Genomic DNA, 21,780 nt, shown 5'->3' with positions numbered 1-21,780 from the left:
ATTATTCATCATTCGTTATTCATTACTAATAAAACGTGGCGCAGCCACTTTGTTCTTGGATTTACTTATACATAAGTTTGAAATGGCTCTAAGAAAGTAAAATTATGTTATAATACTATTAGGGTAATTGACTCATGGTAATATATGATGATATTAGTGAAAGCTAACCAATGTGAGTTGAGCAGATCCTATAAGTATTTAAATGGATTGTATAAAAAAGGAGGAGAGAACTATGGGAGAAATGGGAGAATTTATTATTAGATCAAAGGATAAGAGGGTTAATCTAAAAGATTTTAATTCAGATTATACAGATGAACTATTAAAAAAAGATATAGAAGAAGAATATCTTAAGCTAAAAGAGAGGTTTGTTGAGCTTCAAGATGTATTTTATGCAGCTAAAAAGTATAGCCTATTAGTTATACTACAAGGGATGGATTGTAGTGGAAAGGATGGTACTATTAAAAAAGTATTAAATGGAGTAAATCCTAATGGGTTTAGCGTTGAAAATTTTAAAGAACCAAATTCAGAAGAATTAGGTCACGACTATCTTTGGAGGATACACAAAAAAATGCCAATGAAGGGTAATATCATGGTTTTTAACAGGTCATACTATGAAGATGTTCTTGTTACACGTGTTCATAAAGCTATTGATGATGATACTGCTTATAGTCGACTTAAGGAAATTAATGAATTTGAGAAATATCTTGTTAATAATAACATAATTGTATTAAAGTTTTTTTTACATATATCAAAGGAATTTCAAAAGGAAAAATTGGAAAATAGATTGAAGTTGCCAGAAAAGCATTGGAAGTTTTCAGAGTCAGATCTAAAAGAGAGAAGATTTTGGGATAAGTATCAAGAATGTTATTCAGATGTACTTTCTAACTGTAGTACAAAGGAAGCCCCATGGTATGTAATCCCTGCCAATCATAGGTGGTTTAGAGATTATATTGTGTTGAAGAATATTGTTAACACCCTGGAGGAGTTAAAATTGGAGTATCCACCTTTAAAGGGAAATATACAAGAATTGATACAGGAATTGAAAGAAAGTAGATAAAGATGAATAAAAAGCTTATAGTGAATTATGGGGGATGAGAACAATGAAAATAAAATTTTGTGAAGAAAATAAAGGCAAGAAAAAAGTCATAAATTTAATTAAAGAAAATTATCCAGATATTGAAATTTCCAAGAAAAAATGTTTAGGGAAATGTAAACATTGTTCTGAACAACCAATTGCCATGGTAAAAGATAAGTTTATAAAAGGAAAAGATTCAGAAGAATTATATGAAAAAATAAAGAAGGAACTATAATTTTCCATTTATGATGATTTAGAGATAGATTTTAAATTATTTGATGTGTAAATTGAAGAATTTTTTAGCTGAGATTTTCTATATTTAGAAAATCTCAGCTTTAATTATTCTATGTAATTTTATGCTATAATAAACATAAAAAATGGAAAGTCATAGAAAGAGTGAACAAAATGAAAGAAACTATAAATAGAATAAGAAAATTTAGAAACGATAGAGATTGGAATCAATTTCATACTCCAGCAAACCTATCTAAAGCAATTTCAATTGAAGCTGGCGAACTTTTAGAAGAATTCCTATGGGATGAAAAAAACTATAATAAGGAACACGTTTTAGAAGAACTTGCGGATGTTATGGTTTATTGTATACATATGGCTGATGCTTTAGGTGTTGATTTAGAGGAAATAATAAATGGCAAGATGGATAAAAATGAAAAGAAGTATCCAGTTGAAAAAGCAAAAGGGAATAGTAAGAAGTATACTCAGCTATAAGGAGTTAGGTTTATTCTCAAACCAGTTATTCCCATTACGATGTTGAAATGTTGATTGATGGGAATTCGAATGAGATAAATGGTACATATTGCGATTGTTTAGGTTTCCTTACATTGGTAAATATCGTTATAAGGGCGATAAGGAAGGAAAAATAAAATTACATAAAAATAAAGCTATTGTTTTAAATGACTATTTGAAAAATAATAATCTATCATTTATAAAAGGTAAAAAAATTTTAGAAGATATTTCAAATAAAGTTTTGGAATTAGATAAACTAGGATGCATTTTATAAGCTGAGATTTTCTTATATTTAAAAAATCTCAGCTTTTTAATATAATTAATAATTGAAATTGTAAAGACTATCTATTAGTCGGAGGAACAAATTGAATCATAAAATAATATATGAAAATATTAAATTACTTTATTAAATTAGCACCTATTTCAAAAGCTTTTTGACAATCTATAGGAAATTGAACTTTTCGATGTTCTGCTTTTGCTTCTTCGGGAAAAGCATCAGATTTATATTTTGAATAATCATCAAATTGATAAGTATAATTACTGTACATTATTTGCGGTTTTGTAAATATACGTTCTATAGAAGATTCCATTTTTTCGAAGGTTAATTTGTAATTGGCCATTTCCATTACTTCTTCTGAAACATTCATTGTATAAATAAATGCTGTTGGCATCTTCTTTGGTGCAATTGAAGTATAATTTTTAACATACTCAAAATTAGGGAATAATAATCTTTCTAAAAATGATTGTAATTGACCAGTTATACTGCCGAAATAAACTGGAGTTCCAAAAATAATTCCATCAGCTTGTGATAATTCTTCTAAAATTTCATGAAGATCGTCTTGCACTGCGCATTTTCCATAACTTGTACTTCCAAGTCTTTTACAAGCAAAGCAACTTTTACATCCAGTATAGTTTAAATCATATAAATTGATTATTTCAGTTTCAATTTCTTTATCTTTTGCTGAGGCTTTTACTCCTTCTAAAGCTTTTTGAAGTAATGTAGCTGTATTTTTGTTTTTTCTTGGACTTCCATTAATAGCATAAACTTTCATAATAGCGCTCCTTTTATTGAAATTAATTTTATATTATTTTTAATATCTTCTGTTATAATAATAAATTAGAAGGATATAAATGTACAAGTATGCAGTTTTTTCTGTGCTAGTATAAAATATATACTATTGAATTATATGGAGGTGTATTTATGAAGAAGGATACTAATTGTGATACAGTATTTTCTAATGATAATATTTATGAGAAACAATGCCCTGTTATATATGCACTTGATATTGTAGGGCAAAAATGGAGGCTGCCAATCATGTGGTATTTATCAGAGAAGGAGCCTGTTAGATATAATGAATTAAAACGGAGAATTAAAGGTATAACGAATATGATGCTTACGAAATCTTTGAAAGAATTGGAAGAACATAATCTTATTATTAGAATTCAATATGACACTATTCCTCCTAAAGTTGAATACTCTCTAACAGAAAGAGGAAAAGCGTTACTTCCCGCATTAAATGAATTGAATAAATGGGGACAAGAACAGCTAAAACTTGATAAGTGTAAATAAAAATATCTTATTACATTGTAAAAGTGGAGAATTAGTCTATGGCTGGATTTCAAATAATATTTCTTATTTTTTTCGCTTCTATAATTTTTCTAAGTATAAGTAGATATATTAAGAATGAAAACTCACCAGCTATATCTACTAAAACACAGCTTATTAAGAAAAATTTTAGCCACTACAAAAAATGTAGTGGCTAAAAATATTGATTATGTATTAATTATTTATTATACTCATTTTCAATTAAAAAATCTCCTAAATCTTTGTCTAGATTTGTTATATGATTTTTTAACCAATCGGTTAGTTTTTTCTGAATATTTAAGGCTAATACTGCTGATGTTCCTTGGGTTTCAAAAATTCTTCTAAATTCTTTAAGATCACTTTTAAATTCTTCATGTTGTTTATGCTGTATATCATATAGGGGATAATTTATTTTTGTTTGAATTTCTTCTTCTTCATTAAAATGCTTAACTACATATTCCTCAAGAAAATCTAGAGTTTTAATTACTTCTTCATCGCCTTTTCCTTCTTCAATAGATGCCAGTAATTGGTCCAAACGAGCAATTAACTCTTTATGTTGATCATCAATGCTATCAATGCCTATATTTAAAGTCCAGTCCCAATCTAAATACATTAAAATCACCTTCCGCAAACTATTTTTTTATCTTACAAATATATATTTCTAGATATTTTATAGAAAACCTCTTTGTATCAGGAATTATTTATAACTTTATACCTTTTAGAATATTATTTTTAATATATTGAAAAGTTTTATCTTCTCCTTCATTGGCGAGCTTACTAAGCAAGGTTTCTAAAAGTTCTCTCACCTCATTATGTAAGACGTAATAATGTTTTCTGTCCTCATAATAGTTAAGTGGACTTTCATCAGTATATTTTTCTTTTAAATAATTTTTTGAAGCGCAAACTCTATCTATAAACATTTCTACAACATATTTAATCGGCATTTTCATTCCCGTTAATCCATCGGCTTCGTTTATTCCATAATCAATCCAATATTCAAAATGATGCTTATTCCTGCCCTTATGATGCAGCCATGCTGCTGAATAGCCTTCAAAAGTTTTTTGAACGCTATTAGGACTCACATATCCTCTATAATACTTTATTCCAGCTGAAAACTCCACAAATGAATATTTAGACATATCATGAAGTAATCCTTGTTTATATAAACCTACTTTAAAACAATATTTCATAACTAATATTTTATGATTTGTTATAGTTTTAAAATGATTAACAATATTCATAATGTTTATTTTCTCCTATTAATCTAAAATTACTTTAAACAACTTGGACAAGTTTAATAATATTATATATTTTTTATGCTTAAACATAAAGGAGTATGATGTGAGTAATTTTAATACTTTATTTCTGAGCAATGCTCTTTGGGGATTTTGAAGAAATATTATTAATAAATATAAAATATGGTAAATTGGTGAATTTAGAGATATAATGTATATAAATGTAATTAGTTAAAGCGAAATCCTTTTCGCTTTAATAGTTTAATAGGAAATGGGATGATTAATTATGGATTTGGGAAATGATTTTTTCTTAAATGAAGCACAGAAGGTAGGGAAATTAGGAATTTTTATTTATGATATAAAAAAAGATATATGGAATAGTTCGGAGGTACTTAATGAATTAGCTGAAATTGATGATAGCTGCGTAAAGGATTTTAAAGGCTGGTTAAATACTGTTCATCCTAGTCAAAGAGCAGAGATGGAGTCATATGCTAAGGAAATAATTAAAACTGGGAAAGATTTTGATAAGGAGTTTAGAGCGGCATGTCAAAATGATGAAATAGAAAAATGGGTAGTAGGAAAAGGAAAAGTATTTTTTGATGAGTTTGGTAACCCAGACAAAATAGCAGGCATTGTTCATGATGTTAGTGAAATTAAGAAAAGTGAAGAAAGATACAAAAAGCTTTATATGGAATTTCAACAAAAAGAAGCTCTTTTAGTATCTCTTATAAATTCGATTCCAGATCTGATTTTCTATAAAGATATTAATGGCGCATATTTAGGTTGTAATAAAGCTTTTGAAGACTTTGCAGGTATAAAGGAAAAAGATATTATTGGAAATACTGATGCTGATATTTTTGAGAAAGAAGATGCAGAATTTTTTGGATCAACAGATTTAAAGACGATGCAGCAAAGAGAACATATTAGATATGAGAACTGGGTTAAGTATCCAGATGGTAAATATGTTTTTCTAGATACATTAAAAACTCCATATTATGATTCTGAGGGCAATATTTTAGGACTTATTGGAGTAAGCAGGGACATTACCGAAAGAAAGAAGAAGGAGGAATTACAGAAACGTATCGAAGAAGAAAGAAGAAGGTTAAATGAACTCAAAGAGGCAGATAGGATAAAAACAGAATTTTTTGCTAATATGTCTCATGAATTAAGAACCCCAATAAATGTTATTTTTTCAGCTGTACAGATGGAAGAGATTATGTTAAAAGACTATTTAAGTGAGAACATTTCTATAGATAAATTTAAATACATAAATATGATGAAACAAAATTGTTACCGTATTCTAAGATTGATTGACAATTTAATTGATATAACAAAAATTGATAATAATTATTTTGAGATAAGTAAAAGTAATCACGATATTATAAACTTAGTCGAAAATATTACTTTATCTGTAGTTGATTATATTCAAAATAAAGGGATATCTATAACATTTGATACAGATGTTGAGGAAAGAATTATTGCTTGCGATCCAGAAAAGATAGAGAGAATTATTCTGAATTTATTATCAAATGCAGTAAAGTTTACTCCTTCTGGTGGTAATATAATTGTCAAAATAGAGAACAATACTAATGATATATGTATAAGGGTAAAAGATACTGGAAAAGGCATTCCGAAGAACAAACTGGATTCTATATTTGAACGTTTTGTACAAGTTGATAAGTCTCTTACCAGGACTCATGAAGGAAGTGGAATTGGACTTTCTATTGTTAAGAAATTAATTGAATTACATGGTGGAAAAATATCTGTAATAAGTAAAGAGGGACAGGGAACTGAATTTATTATGTATATTCCATGTAAGCTAGTTGAAAGTGAAGCTTGCGATAAAAGTGTATGCAATACTCAAATTGGTAAAAGCTTCATTGAAAAAATTAATATTGAATTTTCAGATATATATAATTAAAAATCGAGTAAATAACATTAACAAAGAAAAGCAGATGAAAAAATTCTTGATCATCTGCTTTCTAAATTATTTTATACTCATTTCACCAATACTTTCAGCATAATTTGTTACATCTGATGGTATCCATATGTCTGCAACTTTAGTAAAGTAAAATATCCTATCATTTGTTGTTGAGCTCGCTTGTGCGTTATTAATTGAGGTTATAAGATTTGCAGCAAAAGCTTCCATAGCCTTCTGTTCACTAGTAATTTTACCTGATAATATTTGGCTTTTAGTAGTGTTTTCAGCTTCTGTAACTATTGAATTAAAATCTATTGATGTTGATGATACTTTAACTTGCGCTGAATTATCTGTTTTGGATACTTCCTCAAAGTTAGACGAATTTTTACTTATTGCATTTCTTAAAGCATCTAGTATTTCTTGAATTTTATCATCTGATAATGAAATACCTTCTTGTTTAAAATCATTTTTAAAAGTTTTAAAATCATTCTTATTCATATTCTTAATTATTCTCTCTCCAAATGCTTTAGAATAGCCAAGTCTTTCAATTGAACTACTATCTTCCTTAATTACTAAGTTCCAAAAAATCTTAGCACTTTCCCCTGGAGAAATACTTTCTTCATTAATATTTAAATCAGGATTTTCTTTATATATTGCTAATCGAGCTAATTTATATCCAAAGTTAGTTGGGTCGTCTGGCTCCCAATATTTGCTAACTTTTTTAAATTTAAATGTATATGAAGATTTTTCAGAGCTTACTTCTGCATTTTTTAATCCTTCTGCAAGCCTATTTAAATAAATTTCACTAAATTTTTTATTTTCTTCGTCAGTGCTTGAAAAATCCATCTTATCAGTTTCATCAAAAGCATCTAATGCAGCTTGTTCATCAATTTTTTTAAAATCACAATTGGTAGTTGAAATTTCCACTTGAGCTTCATCGCCGGATTTAGAAATTTGTTTTGTCTCATATGTGATTTTTGAAAGTGCTTCCTTAAAGCCTTCAGTTACTGAATTTAATTGATCATCTGAAGCTGAGCATCCAACCAAAAGAAGATTGCTTCTTAATTGTTCTTTTATTTTATTTTGATACTCACTTATAATTTTATCTTTATCAGAATCAGACATTCCGATTTTCTGAATATCTTTAGCGTCAGATTTGAAAATTAATGAACAGTAAATTTCTGCTGAATTTTTTGCTCCATTACTATCAAAGCATCCACTAAATAGCAAAATAAATGATAATACTATTAATAGTAAAAAACTAATTATTCTTTTTTTCTTCATTATTATTACCCCCATAATATCTTACTTTCATGAATAATTAACAAATTACATTATAACATCCAAATAATTTGATTTAAAGGTATTTATTTGAATTAATGGATGATTGTGACTAGATATATTTTAGAGAAATAATAAAATAACTTTTTATACTGGTGGTTCAGAATAAATTTTTTATTTATATGCAACCTAACACTAAGTATATAATTGAAAATAATTATATAGGTGGAGGGACAATAATGAGTATATTAAGAAAAATAATTGCATTAACATTGGTTACATTAGCTATTTTTATACTAAGTAGTGGAACTCAAATTAAATCGCTTTCTAGTTGGAGTTTAAATAATAGTAAAATAGCTAATGTTATAGTAATATTTTTTGAAACTGATGACCCGTATACTATGAGAGTTATAGAAAGTTTTAAAGAAATCGAAGGCAAAGAGCAGAATAGGATTAAATATACGTTTCCAAATCCTAAGAACAATATAGCTATAAATAGTGAAATATTAGTTGAGGCTTTACAAAGCGATTATGATTTATTTATATTATACTTGCCAGACACAAGGGAAAATGCTGTAGAAGACGTTATTAATAGAGTTAGACAAAGAAACAAACCATTAATACTAATGAATATTCCTACAGAAGTAGTGGCAAAAGTTTCGAAAATCTATGAAAAGGTTGCATTTGTAACGCCAGATTCTAAGAAGGCTGGTATCGCGCAAGGCAATATTATTGTTAACTTGTGGAATAGTAACAATAAACTTATGGATAAGAATAACGATAATGTACTGCAATATGTTTTATTAAAGGGTCCAGCAAATGATCCTCAGGTAGCTGATAGAACTAATTATGCTATCTCGACAATTAATAATTCAGGAATAAAAACACAAGAGATTTCTGTAGTAGGTGCTAATTGGTCTAGGGATTTAGCTAGGACTTCTATTGATAACTTGTTTCTCAAATATGATGGGAGCATTGAAGCCATTATTTCTAATAATGATGCTATGGCAATAGGGGCCATTGAAGCATTGCAAAAATATGGGTACAACAAAGGTGATAAGTCAAGAAATATAGTGGTTGTAGGAGTTGATGGATTGCCGGAAGCGAAAGATTTAATTGATAAAGGTATAATGGCAGGAACCGTTATTCAAGATCCAAAAGTTCAAGCTGAATTGCTGAATACCGTTGGAATGAACTTAATTAATAATTTGAAACCTACAGAAAATACAAACTATAAAATAGTTGATGGACAAATTATTATTCCATTCCCATATGATATATACACAGGAAAAACAAGTAATCCGTAAATATATAAAAACCCTTGAAAAGAATTTTATCAAGGGTTTTTCCTGCATTTAATAATTGGTTATTATTTCACGCTCTTTAACAGATATATATATAATATATTAGATAAAGTTATCCTTAGAATACTTTTGATTTATTGGCAAATATGTATAATATTTCGCCAGTCTATATCATTTATTCTAAAAGTTAAAAAGCGCCTTTTTCCTGTAGATACAAATTGCCATTAACACAGGGAAAATTAATGATAAAAGGATTGTCCATTGAAAACCAGAATCTATAATTGTATTAATGATAGAAATTACATTAATTGTAAAGTATGAGTATACTCCTATAGATTTCTTAAGTAAAATTAGAATAACTGCTATAGTCAATAATACTTCCAATACTATACTTATAATAATTTGAGAATCGGATAGTGGAATTGCAATTCCTTGTTTTACAAATGTATCTTTTTGTGTCAATAATATTACTGTTCCCAAGATGCCAAATGCAACTAAAATAAAATGAATAATTGATAAGATTATTATTCCAGCCCCTAATTTTTGTGGTTGTGATTGAGTTTGTGTTTGTTCCATAAGAAGCCTCCTTATTTTTTTTTATATAATATCATATATTGGGATTATTTTCAAATAATTACTGTCTTTTGTAAAGAACTAACCTTATTTACATGTTATAGCGGAGTTAAGAGGTAAGAGTGAATGCCCTTTAGGGATCTCCTGTGGGAAAGTAGGAGTTAAGGTTAAAACTTTTCGAGTTTTTCATAATTAATAAATTGCCTTACTATCTGTTAAAGTTTACCTAGAATTATTGTGAATTTAAATCATACTTTTTAACTACTCACTCTCACCTGTTAACTATTCATAAATTCAAATTTGATGAATATTATTTCTTAGATTGTACATAGATTTACATTTCTGGATTTTTAGCAGAAATACTATCATCTGTCTTAGTATTCTTTTGTTTAGTAAGTTCTGGCTCTTTTGCAGTGCTGTTATTAACTTTATTAGTTACTGGAGCCTGTGATAAATTAGTCATATTTATTTGGGAATTATTATTAGTAGCCATATTAGCTAAAATCATACTTAAAATTCCTTCCATAGCATTAGGAGTTTTTCCATCGGCACCGCCCATAATTACTGTTTGCGGAACAAGTGGCGATTTACTTATCTTTAAGGCTTCAGCAAACGCTGTTAACACACTTTGTTGAACTTGTAATTCTGGCCCACCATAAGCTTCAACTAAGGCTTTGGCAGCAGTACCTTTTGCAAGACCAACCTTTGTTTCTTGTTCTGCTGTAGCTTCAGCAACAGCTTTGATATTTAAAGCTTGTGCAGCACCGACTTTTTCAAGCTTGAAGGCTTCAGCACCAGCTTGTAACTCTACTTGCTTAGCATTAGCAGCAGCATTAAGTTCAGTAGCCTTTGCATTGGCGGCAGCTTCAGCTTCTTTTGTATATCTTAAAGCATCAGCTTCTTGGGTTCTCTTATACTTATCAGCTTCAGCAAGCTTTTGAGTTTTTAATGCTAATTGTTCAGCAAGCTTTAATTCAGATTTACCTTTGTTATCAGCAACTTCTATATCGATACTTGATTGAGTAAGTGCTGCTTGAGCTGCACTTTTAGCAACAGCTTCATTAAGTTCTCTTTGTTTTTCTGCTGATTTTTGTTTTGCTTCGTTAGTTTTAATTTCTTCTAATGCAACCTGTCTGTCTCTTAATTGGGCTAGGATAAGTTCGATTCTCTTATCTGTTGAAGATGCAGCAGGTGTACCGATTAATACTTCTTGTAATTCTAAATCATATAACTTAAATTTATCTTTCATTTCTCTTGAAGCCTGGTCTTGAATAGAACTTCTATCTTGAATCAATTCAATTAAGGTTTTAGTTTGTCCAATATTTTTGAAATAACCTGCTATCATAGGATCAAGGGATTGTTCAATAAGTAGTTTAATATCACCAAATCTTTGGATCACTGAAGAAGCTTTTCTATAATCAATATTGAATACTACAGTAAGTGGGAGATTAGGCTCAAAAGCATCCTTGGTAATTAAACTAATTTCTTTTAAGTTATCATCTAGTTTATGATCCCCAACCTGACCGCTAATCCATTTCAATATAACATTAGTAGTAGGAACAGGAATGATTTTACCTGCATAAGTGTTGAATGGATACTTACCTGGCATCATGCATTCTCTCCAAATACCTTTTTTACCTTGTTCAACAAGCTCTCCATGAGAGTAATCTGATCCAGATACATCTTCACCTTTGTCACCAAAATAACTTACAACAACACCAACATAACCGATATCTATAATGCTTTTTGGAACTATGTCTACATTAGCAAATAACCTGTTAATAAAGTAAACACCATCAGTTAATACTTGCATCTGCTTACCTTTTCTACCACCGGCAGCTAGGAATCTTTCTGGTTCTTGGAAGTTGTTGTGGTAATATTCATTTGTAATGCCTTCACCAACTATTGGAGCAATTATAGCTCCGTTATCTGGAGTAGGTCCTTCATTAACTGTTACTATACCAATTGTGTCTTTAGTTTTAATAGTGTTTCCAAATTCATCTTGTTCAAGATTTTTTGAACTTGAGATAACTACAGGAAGGAAACCACTAACTCTAAGCAAGTCACTTCTCATAGTTTCTATTTGTTCTGATTCGGCTTTTGAAGTAAATATTGAATGTACTTTATCCTTTGTGATTATGATAAATTGAGCTAAATTAAATGCATAAGTACCTTCACGGAGAAGCTGCCTTTGAGGACCTTTTTGTCCGCCATTATTTAAAAAAGCAGTTACATCCTGAAAGGACTTACTTTCACTTACAACTCTTCCTAAGGTTTGTCCATCAGCAAGACTTTCTCCAGATCTTGCAAATACATAACCTACTTGCCCTTGGGGGATAGTCACAAGTCTCACCTTTTTTACTTTATACTTAAAAGGTGTTTTAAAATGAACGCCTGCTCTAAGTACGTATGGCTGATAACCAGCTTCACCTTTTAATGCAATTAGACCATCAGCTGGTACAGAGCCTTTCAAGCTCCACCATTTTTCGACTATACCTACCTCGTCTGTTCCGATACTTGTGAATCCTATGCCATAAAGTAGTATAAACAGCGCTACGATTCCAATACCAGCGTAAATTAAAATTGATATTGTTCCTGAATTCATAAAATTTCCTCCATAATTCATTGTCTTTTTTTAAAATTTATTTTGTTAATTGGTATAGATAGTAATATATTACATTAACGGTTGATTGTAAATGTCCGAATTAGTCAAATTTCATCATTAGATTTATTGCAGTACCTAATCTAAATTAACTAACTTTTATTCTCTTTCCCAATGTCCTTCAATCTTTAAATTTCTGCCTATACTATATTTATTTAATAACAATATTTTAGATTTTATTGATTTATGAGCACTTTTTATTATTTAGGTTCTTGAAAAGCTGATTTATTAAATTTTTTTAATATTATGTTTGCATACCATAGCAACCTCATCCCTTTTGCATTCAGAAGCACAACTGAATTCAAATTATGTTGGAGAATGCTTCTGTATATAATTAAATGTGAAAAGTCACATAACCTGTAACTAAAAGTGTTATAAATTATGTGACTTTTTGAGAATGTACTCAATTTTCTTAGAAATATAATTTACTTAGATATTTGTATTTCTTTATTTAGATTATATCTATCTATTTGTTTTATAGTAGGATTAAAATTTAATTCTAATGCTTTAGTTTTATCTAAATTATCAAATTCAACAATATATCCAAGAGCATCGTTTGGATCTTTATAGAAACTCATATATTTATCGCTCTCATAATTAACATAATTAGTTTGACCTTCTACAAATTTATAATACATGTCCATGTTACTTGCCATTAACAAACTTGCTTTTTCTGAATTTCCTCTGCAATATACTTTTACACTGTTATCATTTCTTTCAATATTATAAATTTCTCCCTTGCTTCCATCAGAAAAATCAAAAGATTTTAGATAACTTACATTATTAAGTGTTTCTCTATTAGCATCATTCTTTTTATAATTATCTTCATGTGTTTTTCTAAATTCATCCCAAGTCATATTACAAATTAATGGTATAACACTTATATCTTTTTGATCTTTAAGCACATCATAAGTTGCTGCCTTTGATTCATAAGTTCCTTTTACTCCTTTATCATCTGAAGAACTTCCGGAAGCTCTTAGTTTATACATTTTATTTCCAGCCTTTAATATTATTGAAGAATCTATAGATCTATCTGTATGGTCTTCTCTAGGTCCACTATAAGTTATTGTTGTCCCTAAAACATCAGAATCTAATTTATTCAATACATAATTAGATTCCGGTAGATTTGTAGATATATCTTCATTGAGTTCATTATTAAAGGCTTCTGAAAAATCTACGCTTGCATCCATTCCTATAGTAACTTTATAATATGGAAATACTACATCTAATCTTAAATCACCTTTTTCAGGAAATTCTTTATCATTATTATCTTGTTCAATAGTTATTAATAGAGTTTTATCGTCTATATAACTGCTTGACATACCTTGTCCACCAAGATCATCTTCTCCATAAAGTAATTGAAATATTGAATTATTATTTTTAGTTTGATCAAAAGGTTGTGTGCTTTCTACCTTAATTTCTGCTCTTAATTTATGTTTTGTTGCTACTGCTTTTTCTAATGTTACTTTTAATCCATTTTGTGTAACGCTCTTATTTACATTAACTGAATAATCGGTATAAGTAACTGCAGCAGAGGTTGTAATGCTGGTATAAGCGGAAGTTACTTGTACATTATCAGCTCCTAAAACTGGAACTTCTAATATACCTATGGATAACATAAATCCCATAACTCCAAGAATTGGTCCTAATAATTTACAGATTTTTTTGTTTATCATTAATATTTTCCCCCTTAAGTGAGATTCCAAATTTTATATTTGGCAAATCGAACTTACTCAGCGAACGCAGTGAGTCGAGTTTCCTATAAGTGAGAGTCCAAATCTATGATTTGGCTTCTCGAACTTAGTTAAATTGCCTATGCGATTTAACTTCCGTTTTTATATTTGGGAAATCGAACTTAAGCAGGCATCTCAAATCTATGATTTGATGATGATCGCTTACTCTGTGAGCACTCAGCGAACGTAGTGAGTCGAGTTTCCTATAAAGTGAGAGTCCAAATCTATGATTTGGATTCCTGAATTTAGACAATCATTCTCAATCTAATTAAGTTTGATTTTTTACTTTATAATTCATTATATCCCTATAATGGGAAGTTATCAATTAATTTACATTAGTGTTGTTTAAATGATTTAATTATATTGGGGGAAATTGAGCTTTTCTTTACTGCTAATCTATGAAAATCATATTGACCTGTAAAGATCAATATGATTTCTATTATAAAAAGCAGGCTATATTTCTACTGGTTACATGGTAGATTATTTCGTTTTATGTTATTTGCCTGCTAAAACTTGCAGAACTTCATTAATATCTGGCAACTGCTCTGATGGATAAACTTTTACCCATTGAACCGTACCATTTTCATCGATAATAATATTCGCCCGCTCTGATATTCCTTTGGCTTCATTAAATATTCCATAGTCACTGGCTATTTTGCCGTGAGGCCAAAAATCAGATGGAAGACTTACATTCTTAATCTGAAGTGCTGTTGCCCATGCTTCCTTACAAGGCTGTGGATCTACACTAAATCCAAGAGGAACGGTGTTTAGATTTTGAAAGTTTTGAAAATTAGTTTCTAATGCCCGCATTTGATCGGTGCAGACTGGAGTCCATGCTAGAGGATGCCAGGATAGAAGCACTTTTTTACCTTTATAAGCAGATAAGCTTATCCCCTGTTTTTTATTGTCTTTTGAAGTAAAGTCTGGCGCATCTGTGCCTATTGGAATAGGATTCATGATAATCGTCCTTTCATCTTTTATTTTTCACTTACTTTATAGAATGCCCTAGTAAGAAGTTTTTATGAAAATAACAGAGTTAGAATTTTTAATTTTTTAGGAATACAACGAAAGAAAAGTTAACTTTTTAGAGAGAATATAGTAAACTTATTAAATAGAGAAATTTGTGACAAGTAATAAATTCATGATAAAGAAAAATTACAGGGAAAGCATGGTAAAGACATATCCAGTGCAAAAATTAAGTATAGAAGTGGAGGAATTAAATGAATAACGAAAAGACAAAAGGTTTAATATATGCAGTTTTGGCATATTTATTATGGGGGATTTTACCTGTATATTGGAAGTTAATAGAAAGTGTATTTTCAATAGAGATTTTATCTAACAGAATTGTATGGGCTTTTGCATTTACCGTTCTAATTATTATTGTAACGAAACAATGGGATGAACTAAAGAGTATGACCAAGAATAAGAAACAGATGTTTTATATTTTTATTGCATCAATTCTAATTGCAATTAACTGGGGATTATATATTTGGGCAGTTAATTCAGATAAAATTATAGATGCAAGTTTAGGATATTACATTAATCCATTACTAGCAGTGTTATTAGGAGTGTTTATTTTCAAGGAAAAGCTAAATTATTGGACAGGAGCAGCACTTATTATTGCTACTATTGGAGTTATAACAAAGGCAGTACAGTATGGTAAAATTCCATGGATTTCTTTAGGACTCGCTATTTCCTTTGGATTATATGGTGCAATTAAGAAATCAGTTAAAGCTAGTTCTATAGTTGGACTAACTCTTGAAACAGCTATGCTAACTCCAGTTGCAGCAGCATATATAGTCTTAAGGAATGTTAATGGAATTGGTGCTTTTAAGACAGGAGATTCATTAGTAATCCTTCTTCTTATAGGTTCTGGCGTAGTTACAGCAATTCCGTTGCTGCTTTTCGCAAGTAGTGCAAAAAGACTTCCTTTATCGGTGATTGGTTTCACACAATATATTTCACCAACCATAAGCCTAATTATAGGAATTTTTATGTATAATGAAAATTTTACAGCAGTTGATATGATAGCATTTTGTTTTATATGGGCAGCACTTATTATATATTCTCTTTCACAAATAAGTTTGGCTAAAGGTACGAAGAATATCGAGCAGATAAGCTAATGGTTTAATTTTAAGTCCAATACTATATAATCAATATGGAGGTTTATTTATGGAGAAAGGGATATTAAAGATGGTTGCTATCGTAACAATTATTGCAGTTACGTTACTAATTGGCAGCCTATGTGTAGCAATGCGTTATGGAGGATTAATGATGCAGTCTGTTGGCTCATCGCAGCAGTCAAACCAAGACAACGGAACAGGTTCGTCAAATACTGAAAATCAAAGATCTATGCCATCAAAAAATAACAAGTAAATGAGTAACATACATAAAATTAAAAAAACAATAATTAAAATATAACCAAGTGAATATTCACTTGGTTATATTTTAAATTAAGAAAGCTAATTACCAAATCTGTTGAAATGTTGACTTGAAACTCCTTGATCCTTTACTGATTTGTGTTTTCTATTAGGATTATGGTTATGACCTTCTTCAGTTATTGGAGTTTGATAATTGCATTTTTCCATTCTTGCTTCTTTATTATCTGGTTGACTATCTTTTGGCATTAAAATACCTCCTTAGTAAAGTATTTTTACAAATTTAGTATGGACAGTATTGTACGAATTATCCACTTATCTTAAAAACAAATAATAAATATAGATTAAACATGTTATTCTTACTATTATTAAAAATGAAAAAATATTTATTTTAATCATACAAGAGGGTACAATAAAATTATTAAATTTATTTACGTTATTTTTTCGTATTTTACTAAGGAGTGATTAAATGCAAGATATAAACTTAATTGAATTTAAAGGGAAAATGTTCAGGCATTTTAAGGGTGATTTATATTTGCTTATGGATATAGCCGAACACACGGAAACAGGAGAAAAAATGGTTATATACAAAGCTTTATATGGGGATTGTGGGATATATGCAAGACCAATAGATATGTTTCTAAGTGAAGTGGATAAAATTAAATATCCAGGTGTTATTCAGAAATATAGATTTGAACCAGTGATTATTAAAAGTGTTAAGTAGTACAGACCATTTAAATTTAATGGATTGATATTATATTCTTCTGCAAAGCAATTTAAGAAGTTGAATGATTAATATGTAAAAATATAGTTGGTAAATAAATTAAAAGAATCCGCTTTTTTAAAGTGGATCTTTTGATTTTAGAATGCATTTTAAATTATTATTTTTTTAATTGTGGTGTTTGAAAATCAATTAAATTAACTTTCGTTAGAAATGCTCGATTTTTAGTGCCCGGACTATTGACCATATGCCATGCAGTATATTGTTCTGCATAAGGATTACTAGCAGACATGCAATCAACTGGGATAATAACATTATAACCACGAAAAGCTGCACTAGTAGCAGTGTGAAGGACTGCACCATTGGCTGCATAGCCAGTTATTATGACATTTTTAATACCATTATCACCTAATATCTCTTGTAAATTAGTATCATAGAATTTATCTACACTTGATTTTACAATAGGATCACTTTGCAAAGGAGATATCTGTTTAGCTATGTCTGAAGGATTTGCTGTAGGGATTAGACTATAGATAACTAGCATGCGATATTGTCGTGCTTTCGTTAGTAAATTATAAATATTAGGGATAGTAGCGATGCAGTGAGGGGTATTACATATAGAGTTTTCAATATCTAATATTAATAAAGCCGTGGTTATAGGGTTAACTGTTATTGACTTAAGTTCTGGTGCAGGAGGTGCAGATACAGTATTCCACTTATCGATTATTGTTTGATTTTCTTCTATAGCACGCAAGTTATAAACATAGTTAACATTGTCATTATTGAAATCTTCAAACCACTCATGATGGAGAGGACAAAAATACATCACATAAAGCCTCCAATATTCTTTTATATTTTTATATATTATGAAATAGGAGATGGAAAGTGATTGCAAATTTATAATTTAAAAATACTCAAAATACCGTCAATGCTTATCCGCTCCAGGGTCGCCTGAGGGAAGCAGTAAAATGCTTAGTTTTTAAATATTAAAGGTGAATATTAGTAAGTATTTGTATACTATAAAGTTGTAGACACCTTAAGTTGAACTAAGTAAAATAATATAGATAAACTAGTTAGTATTGTTTATAGCATAGATGTTATTATCATAATTTATAAGTAATGGAGAGAGATAGATGAAAGATTATATCGAATTTATCACTGAAGCATGGAGGAAATTTATTTCGACAGGACAAATCCATCCAAAAGTTAGACGAGAAATTGCAGATTCATGGATAAGATGTAGAAAGTATGGCGTAGATCCTTATAATGGAAAGGGAAATGTTAAACATCATAATATAGATGAGCTTATTAATAAAAATAGTGAACTTATTTCTGTTGCTAGACCAGTTATAGAAAGCATCTATAGTATGGTCCGTGGATCAGGATTTGCTTTATTTTTAGTAGATAAAGATGGATACATTATCGATTTAATAGGTGATAAAGATATAATGGAAAGAGTTGAGGAGCTAAATTTTCTGAAAGGCGAATTGTGGTCGGAAAAAGTAGTTGGAACTAATGCTATTGGAACGGCTTTATATCTTAATAAGCCAGTTCAAACTATTGGAGCAGAGCATTATGGAGCAAATCAACATTCTTGGACATGTTCCGCAGCACCAATCTATGATGAAGATGATAATCTAATTGGATGCATAAATATGTCAGGAAATTATTATAATGCCCACTCTCATACACTTGGAATAGTAACTGCTGCCGCTCAATCAATACAAAAACAAATGGAGTTATCCATTTCTTATAAATTACTTAATATAACCTTTGATTCAATATCAGAAGGTATGATAGTTATGAATGAACATATGAAGATAAAAAGAATAAATGGACGAGCGTTAAAAATTTTAAACATATCTTTAGAGGAAGCAATGAATATAGATATTAATCAGGTTTTAAATGGCATTGATTTTCATAAACTAATTAAAGAGGAAAACAAATTTTTGCATAATTTAGAATGGGATTTTTCCATAAATAATGACATAATAAAATGTGTTATAAATATAGTTCCATTAAATAAGAATGGGAAAAATAGTGGCATGGTAATAACTTTTACAGAGGTCGAGGTGGTACACAAGCTGGTAAATAAATTTGTAGGATATAAAGCTCAATATGAATTTAAAGATATAATAACAAATAATTTAGAAATGAAAAATATGATAAGTTTTGCTAAGAAGGCTGCAAAAAGCGATTGCAATATTTTGATTCAAGGAGAAAGCGGTACTGGTAAAGAATTAATTTCACAATCAATACATAATTATAGTAATAGAGCAAAAGGACCTTTTGTTGCAGTAAACTGTGCTTCGATACCCAGTGAACTTGTTGAAAGTGAATTATTTGGATATGAAAAAGGAGCTTTTACAGGTGCCTCGAAAGAAGGGCATCCAGGTAAATTTGAATTGGCAGATGGAGGAACAATATTTCTAGATGAGATTGGAGAATTACCTTTAGATATTCAAAGTAAGCTTCTCAGAGTGTTAGATAATGGAAAGATTGTAAGAGTTGGGGGGACCTATGAGAAACAATTAAATGTAAGAGTTATCGGAGCTACTAATAGAATATTGAAAAATGAAATAGGTAAGCAAAATTTTAGAGAAGATTTATATTATAGATTAAGTGTTATGGAAATAAAGACAATTCCACTTAGAAAAAGAAAAGAAGATATAGATTTGCTTGTAAATGAGTTTATACAAAAGTTAAATATAAAAAATAGAAATAAAAGTATAAGTGTTAAACAATCATATATAGATGAATTAAAAAAATATGATTGGGATGGGAATATAAGAGAACTTAAAAATGTTGTTGAAAGAGATTATTATTTAAATGAAGATGAAATTACGAATGTATATTGTTTATATTATAACAGTATAGATAAAAATATAAATATAGATAAACTGGAATCTTCAATTGAGGAAATAAAGATAGTACCACTTGATAAATTGGAAGAGAAAGCTATAAGAGACGCTATAAAAATGTGCAATGGAAATCTTCAGTTAGCAGCAAAATTATTAAACATAGGAAGAGCGACTTTATATAGAAAGATAAAAACATATAATATTAGTGTATCAAAATGAGAAATCATAATAAGTATGTATCAAAATGAGAAGATAAAACGTATCATTTTGATACAATTTTTATTTCTCTCAAAGTTTGTGAAAATTCCTAATTATATTCTAAAGCAGATAAAACAAGCAATATAAATACATTAAAGAAAAAAATATAATTAGATAGTTATATTTGTGTTTTTTGGCACGTATATTGCGTAATAGAAGATGTGTGAAGAAATTAACAATATTTTAGGAGGATTTTATATGAAAGCAGCATTATGGTATGAAAAGAAAGATGTTAGGGTTGAAGAAATTGAGGAACCAAAAGTAGTAACAGGTGATGGTATAAAGATTAAAGTAAAATGGTGCGGAATATGTGGTTCAGATTTACATGAATATTTAGGAGGACCTATATTTATACCAGTTGGACAACCACATCCATTAAGTGGAACAACTGCTCCTGTGGTTTTAGGACATGAATTTTCAGGAGAAGTTGTGGAGATTGGTAATAGTGTAACTAATTTTAAGCCAGGAGATAGAGTAATAGTTGAGCCTATAGTTGCATGTGGAAAATGTCCGGCATGTTTAGAAGGAAAATATAATTTGTGTTCATCACTAGGATTTCATGGACTTTGTGGAAGTGGTGGCGGATTAGCTGAATATACAGTCTTTCCAGAAAAATTTGTACATAAAATACCTGATGAAATGTCTTATGAACAAGCTGCTTTAGTTGAACCAATGGCAGTAGCATTACATTCAATTAGAATAGGTAAGTTTAGAACAGGAGATACTGCATTAGTTCTAGGGTCTGGTCCAATAGGACTCGCAACTATTGAATGCTTAAAAGCTGCTGGTGCAAAATTGGTAATTGTATTGCAAAGAAAATCAATAAGACAAGAATATGCTAAAAGATCAGGTGCAGATGTAGTTTTAGATCCTAATGAAGTAGATATAGTAGAAGAAGTTAAAAAGCTTACAAATGGACTAGGTATTGATGTGGCTTTTGAAACTACAGGAGCACAAATAGGTCTTGATGTAGGTATTGAAAGTTTAAAATTTGAAGGAACTTTAGTAATAACAAGTATTTGGGAAAGTGATGCTAAAATTAATCCTAATTCACTAGTATTTACCGAAAAGAAAGTTGTTGGAACATTAGCATATAGACATGAATTTCCAGCAACTATAGCTCTAATGAAGGATGGAAGAATAAAAGCTGAAGGATACGTAACAAAGAAGATACACTTAGAAGATATAGTAGAAGAAGGTTTCGGCGCATTAACAGGTCCAGAAAAGAAGAAGCATGTTAAGATATTAGTAACACCGGATAAAAATCTTTTATAAGATAACTATCAAAGATATAGCAGATAAGATTCAGATGGGGATTAAACCTCATCTGAATTAAGTTTTACTTGGTAAAAAATTAGGAGGAAAATAAATGTATAATATAGTTAACAAAAGGGAACTTACAAATAATATATTTTTAATGGATATAGAAGCTCCAAGAGTAGCAAAGTCTGC

General features: G+C 29.5%; 21 protein-coding genes. 11 read left to right on the top strand and 10 right to left on the bottom strand.

Going from position 1 to position 21,780, the window contains the following annotated elements; all coding sequences use genetic code 11:
• Positions 1–241 precede the first annotated feature (241 nt).
• The 3 genes from COL3_RS26945 (at position 242) to COL3_RS26935 (ending at position 1,798) form a co-directional block, all read left to right on the top strand.
• Positions 242–1,057 carry a PPK2 family polyphosphate kinase gene (locus COL3_RS26945; RefSeq protein WP_035282591.1) on the top strand — a complete coding sequence of 272 codons (816 nt, stop codon included), beginning with the start codon at positions 242–244 and terminating at the stop codon, positions 1,055–1,057.
• 43 nt (positions 1,058–1,100) lie between these two features.
• Complete coding sequence (locus COL3_RS26940; RefSeq protein WP_008419884.1) at positions 1,101–1,310, top strand: DUF1450 domain-containing protein; 210 nt, start codon at positions 1,101–1,103, stop codon at positions 1,308–1,310.
• Positions 1,311–1,480: 170 nt separating this feature from the next.
• Positions 1,481–1,798 carry a nucleotide pyrophosphohydrolase gene (locus COL3_RS26935; RefSeq protein ID WP_008419885.1) on the top strand — a complete coding sequence of 106 codons (318 nt, stop codon included), beginning with the start codon at positions 1,481–1,483 and terminating at the stop codon, positions 1,796–1,798.
• A gap of 416 nt (positions 1,799–2,214) precedes the next feature.
• Here the strand turns inward: COL3_RS26935 and COL3_RS26925 are convergent, their stop codons facing one another.
• On the bottom strand, positions 2,215–2,868 hold the full coding sequence (locus COL3_RS26925; protein WP_008419887.1) for a flavodoxin family protein: 654 nt from the start codon (positions 2,866–2,868) through the stop codon (positions 2,215–2,217).
• 149 nt (positions 2,869–3,017) lie between these two features.
• Here COL3_RS26925 and COL3_RS26920 point away from each other — a divergent pair, with 149 nt between their 5' ends.
• On the top strand, positions 3,018–3,386 hold the full coding sequence (locus COL3_RS26920) for a helix-turn-helix domain-containing protein (protein WP_008419889.1): 369 nt from the start codon (positions 3,018–3,020) through the stop codon (positions 3,384–3,386).
• A 214-nt stretch (positions 3,387–3,600) separates the two neighbouring features.
• Here COL3_RS26920 and COL3_RS26910 read toward each other — a convergent pair whose 3' ends face one another.
• Positions 3,601–4,014: a bacteriohemerythrin gene (locus COL3_RS26910; protein WP_008419893.1), complete on the bottom strand. Its 414-nt coding sequence runs from the start codon at positions 4,012–4,014 to the stop codon at positions 3,601–3,603.
• Positions 4,015–4,102: 88 nt separating this feature from the next.
• Positions 4,103–4,642 carry a DUF5662 family protein gene (locus COL3_RS26905; protein WP_008419894.1) on the bottom strand — a complete coding sequence of 180 codons (540 nt, stop codon included), beginning with the start codon at positions 4,640–4,642 and terminating at the stop codon, positions 4,103–4,105.
• Positions 4,643–4,922: 280 nt separating this feature from the next.
• Between COL3_RS26905 and COL3_RS26900 the strand changes: the two genes are divergently transcribed.
• The gene (locus COL3_RS26900; RefSeq protein ID WP_008419895.1) at positions 4,923–6,557 is read left to right on the top strand and encodes a PAS domain-containing hybrid sensor histidine kinase/response regulator; all 1,635 of its coding nucleotides are present in this window, start codon (positions 4,923–4,925) and stop codon (positions 6,555–6,557) included.
• Between the two features lie 66 nt (positions 6,558–6,623).
• Here the strand turns inward: COL3_RS26900 and COL3_RS26895 are convergent, their stop codons facing one another.
• The gene (locus tag COL3_RS26895; protein ID WP_008419896.1) at positions 6,624–7,841 is read right to left on the bottom strand and encodes a DUF5105 domain-containing protein; all 1,218 of its coding nucleotides are present in this window, start codon (positions 7,839–7,841) and stop codon (positions 6,624–6,626) included.
• A 236-nt stretch (positions 7,842–8,077) separates the two neighbouring features.
• Between COL3_RS26895 and COL3_RS26890 the strand changes: the two genes are divergently transcribed.
• Positions 8,078–9,145: a galactose ABC transporter substrate-binding protein gene (locus COL3_RS26890; RefSeq protein ID WP_008419897.1), complete on the top strand. Its 1,068-nt coding sequence runs from the start codon at positions 8,078–8,080 to the stop codon at positions 9,143–9,145.
• 177 nt (positions 9,146–9,322) lie between these two features.
• Here the strand turns inward: COL3_RS26890 and COL3_RS26885 are convergent, their stop codons facing one another.
• The 4 genes from COL3_RS26885 to COL3_RS26870 form a co-directional block, all read right to left on the bottom strand.
• Positions 9,323–9,718 carry a hypothetical protein gene (locus tag COL3_RS26885; protein WP_008419898.1) on the bottom strand — a complete coding sequence of 132 codons (396 nt, stop codon included), beginning with the start codon at positions 9,716–9,718 and terminating at the stop codon, positions 9,323–9,325.
• Positions 9,719–10,049: 331 nt separating this feature from the next.
• Positions 10,050–12,320 (bottom strand): SPFH domain-containing protein, encoded by a 2,271-nt coding sequence (locus COL3_RS26880; RefSeq protein WP_008419899.1) that lies wholly within the window; start codon positions 12,318–12,320, stop codon positions 10,050–10,052.
• Positions 12,321–12,802: 482 nt separating this feature from the next.
• Positions 12,803–14,053, bottom strand: a complete 1,251-nt coding sequence (locus COL3_RS26875; protein WP_008419900.1) for a DUF4179 domain-containing protein — start codon at positions 14,051–14,053, stop codon at positions 12,803–12,805.
• Positions 14,054–14,605: 552 nt separating this feature from the next.
• The gene (locus tag COL3_RS26870) at positions 14,606–15,067 is read right to left on the bottom strand and encodes a redoxin domain-containing protein (protein ID WP_008419901.1); all 462 of its coding nucleotides are present in this window, start codon (positions 15,065–15,067) and stop codon (positions 14,606–14,608) included.
• Between the two features lie 263 nt (positions 15,068–15,330).
• Here COL3_RS26870 and rarD point away from each other — a divergent pair, with 263 nt between their 5' ends.
• Together rarD and COL3_RS26860 are read left to right on the top strand one after the other, a co-directional pair.
• Positions 15,331–16,233 carry an EamA family transporter RarD gene (gene rarD / locus COL3_RS26865; protein WP_008419902.1) on the top strand — a complete coding sequence of 301 codons (903 nt, stop codon included), beginning with the start codon at positions 15,331–15,333 and terminating at the stop codon, positions 16,231–16,233.
• A 49-nt stretch (positions 16,234–16,282) separates the two neighbouring features.
• Positions 16,283–16,486 (top strand): hypothetical protein, encoded by a 204-nt coding sequence (locus tag COL3_RS26860; RefSeq protein ID WP_008419903.1) that lies wholly within the window; start codon positions 16,283–16,285, stop codon positions 16,484–16,486.
• Between the two features lie 86 nt (positions 16,487–16,572).
• Here the strand turns inward: COL3_RS26860 and COL3_RS29055 are convergent, their stop codons facing one another.
• A complete protein-coding gene (locus COL3_RS29055) occupies positions 16,573–16,737 on the bottom strand; it encodes a hypothetical protein (RefSeq protein ID WP_008419904.1) in 165 nt (54 codons plus the stop codon).
• Positions 16,738–16,957: 220 nt separating this feature from the next.
• Here COL3_RS29055 and COL3_RS26855 point away from each other — a divergent pair, with 220 nt between their 5' ends.
• Positions 16,958–17,212: a DUF1653 domain-containing protein gene (locus tag COL3_RS26855; RefSeq protein WP_008419907.1), complete on the top strand. Its 255-nt coding sequence runs from the start codon at positions 16,958–16,960 to the stop codon at positions 17,210–17,212.
• A gap of 157 nt (positions 17,213–17,369) precedes the next feature.
• Here the strand turns inward: COL3_RS26855 and COL3_RS26850 are convergent, their stop codons facing one another.
• Positions 17,370–18,104 carry a cysteine hydrolase gene (locus COL3_RS26850; RefSeq protein WP_242982204.1) on the bottom strand — a complete coding sequence of 245 codons (735 nt, stop codon included), beginning with the start codon at positions 18,102–18,104 and terminating at the stop codon, positions 17,370–17,372.
• A 238-nt stretch (positions 18,105–18,342) separates the two neighbouring features.
• Between COL3_RS26850 and COL3_RS26845 the strand changes: the two genes are divergently transcribed.
• Both COL3_RS26845 and COL3_RS26840 read left to right on the top strand, forming a co-directional pair.
• Positions 18,343–20,289, top strand: a complete 1,947-nt coding sequence (locus COL3_RS26845) for a sigma-54-dependent Fis family transcriptional regulator (protein ID WP_008419911.1) — start codon at positions 18,343–18,345, stop codon at positions 20,287–20,289.
• 237 nt (positions 20,290–20,526) lie between these two features.
• Positions 20,527–21,603, top strand: a complete 1,077-nt coding sequence (locus COL3_RS26840) for a 2,3-butanediol dehydrogenase (RefSeq protein ID WP_008419913.1) — start codon at positions 20,527–20,529, stop codon at positions 21,601–21,603.
• The last annotated feature ends 177 nt before the right edge of the window (positions 21,604–21,780 follow it).

It is taken from the genome of Clostridium sp. LS (assembly GCF_002760435.1).
GTDB lineage: Bacteria > Bacillota > Clostridia > Clostridiales > Clostridiaceae > Clostridium.
The sequence above is the reverse complement of the archived record's forward strand: the minus strand, read 5'-3'. Positions and strand labels throughout refer to the sequence as shown.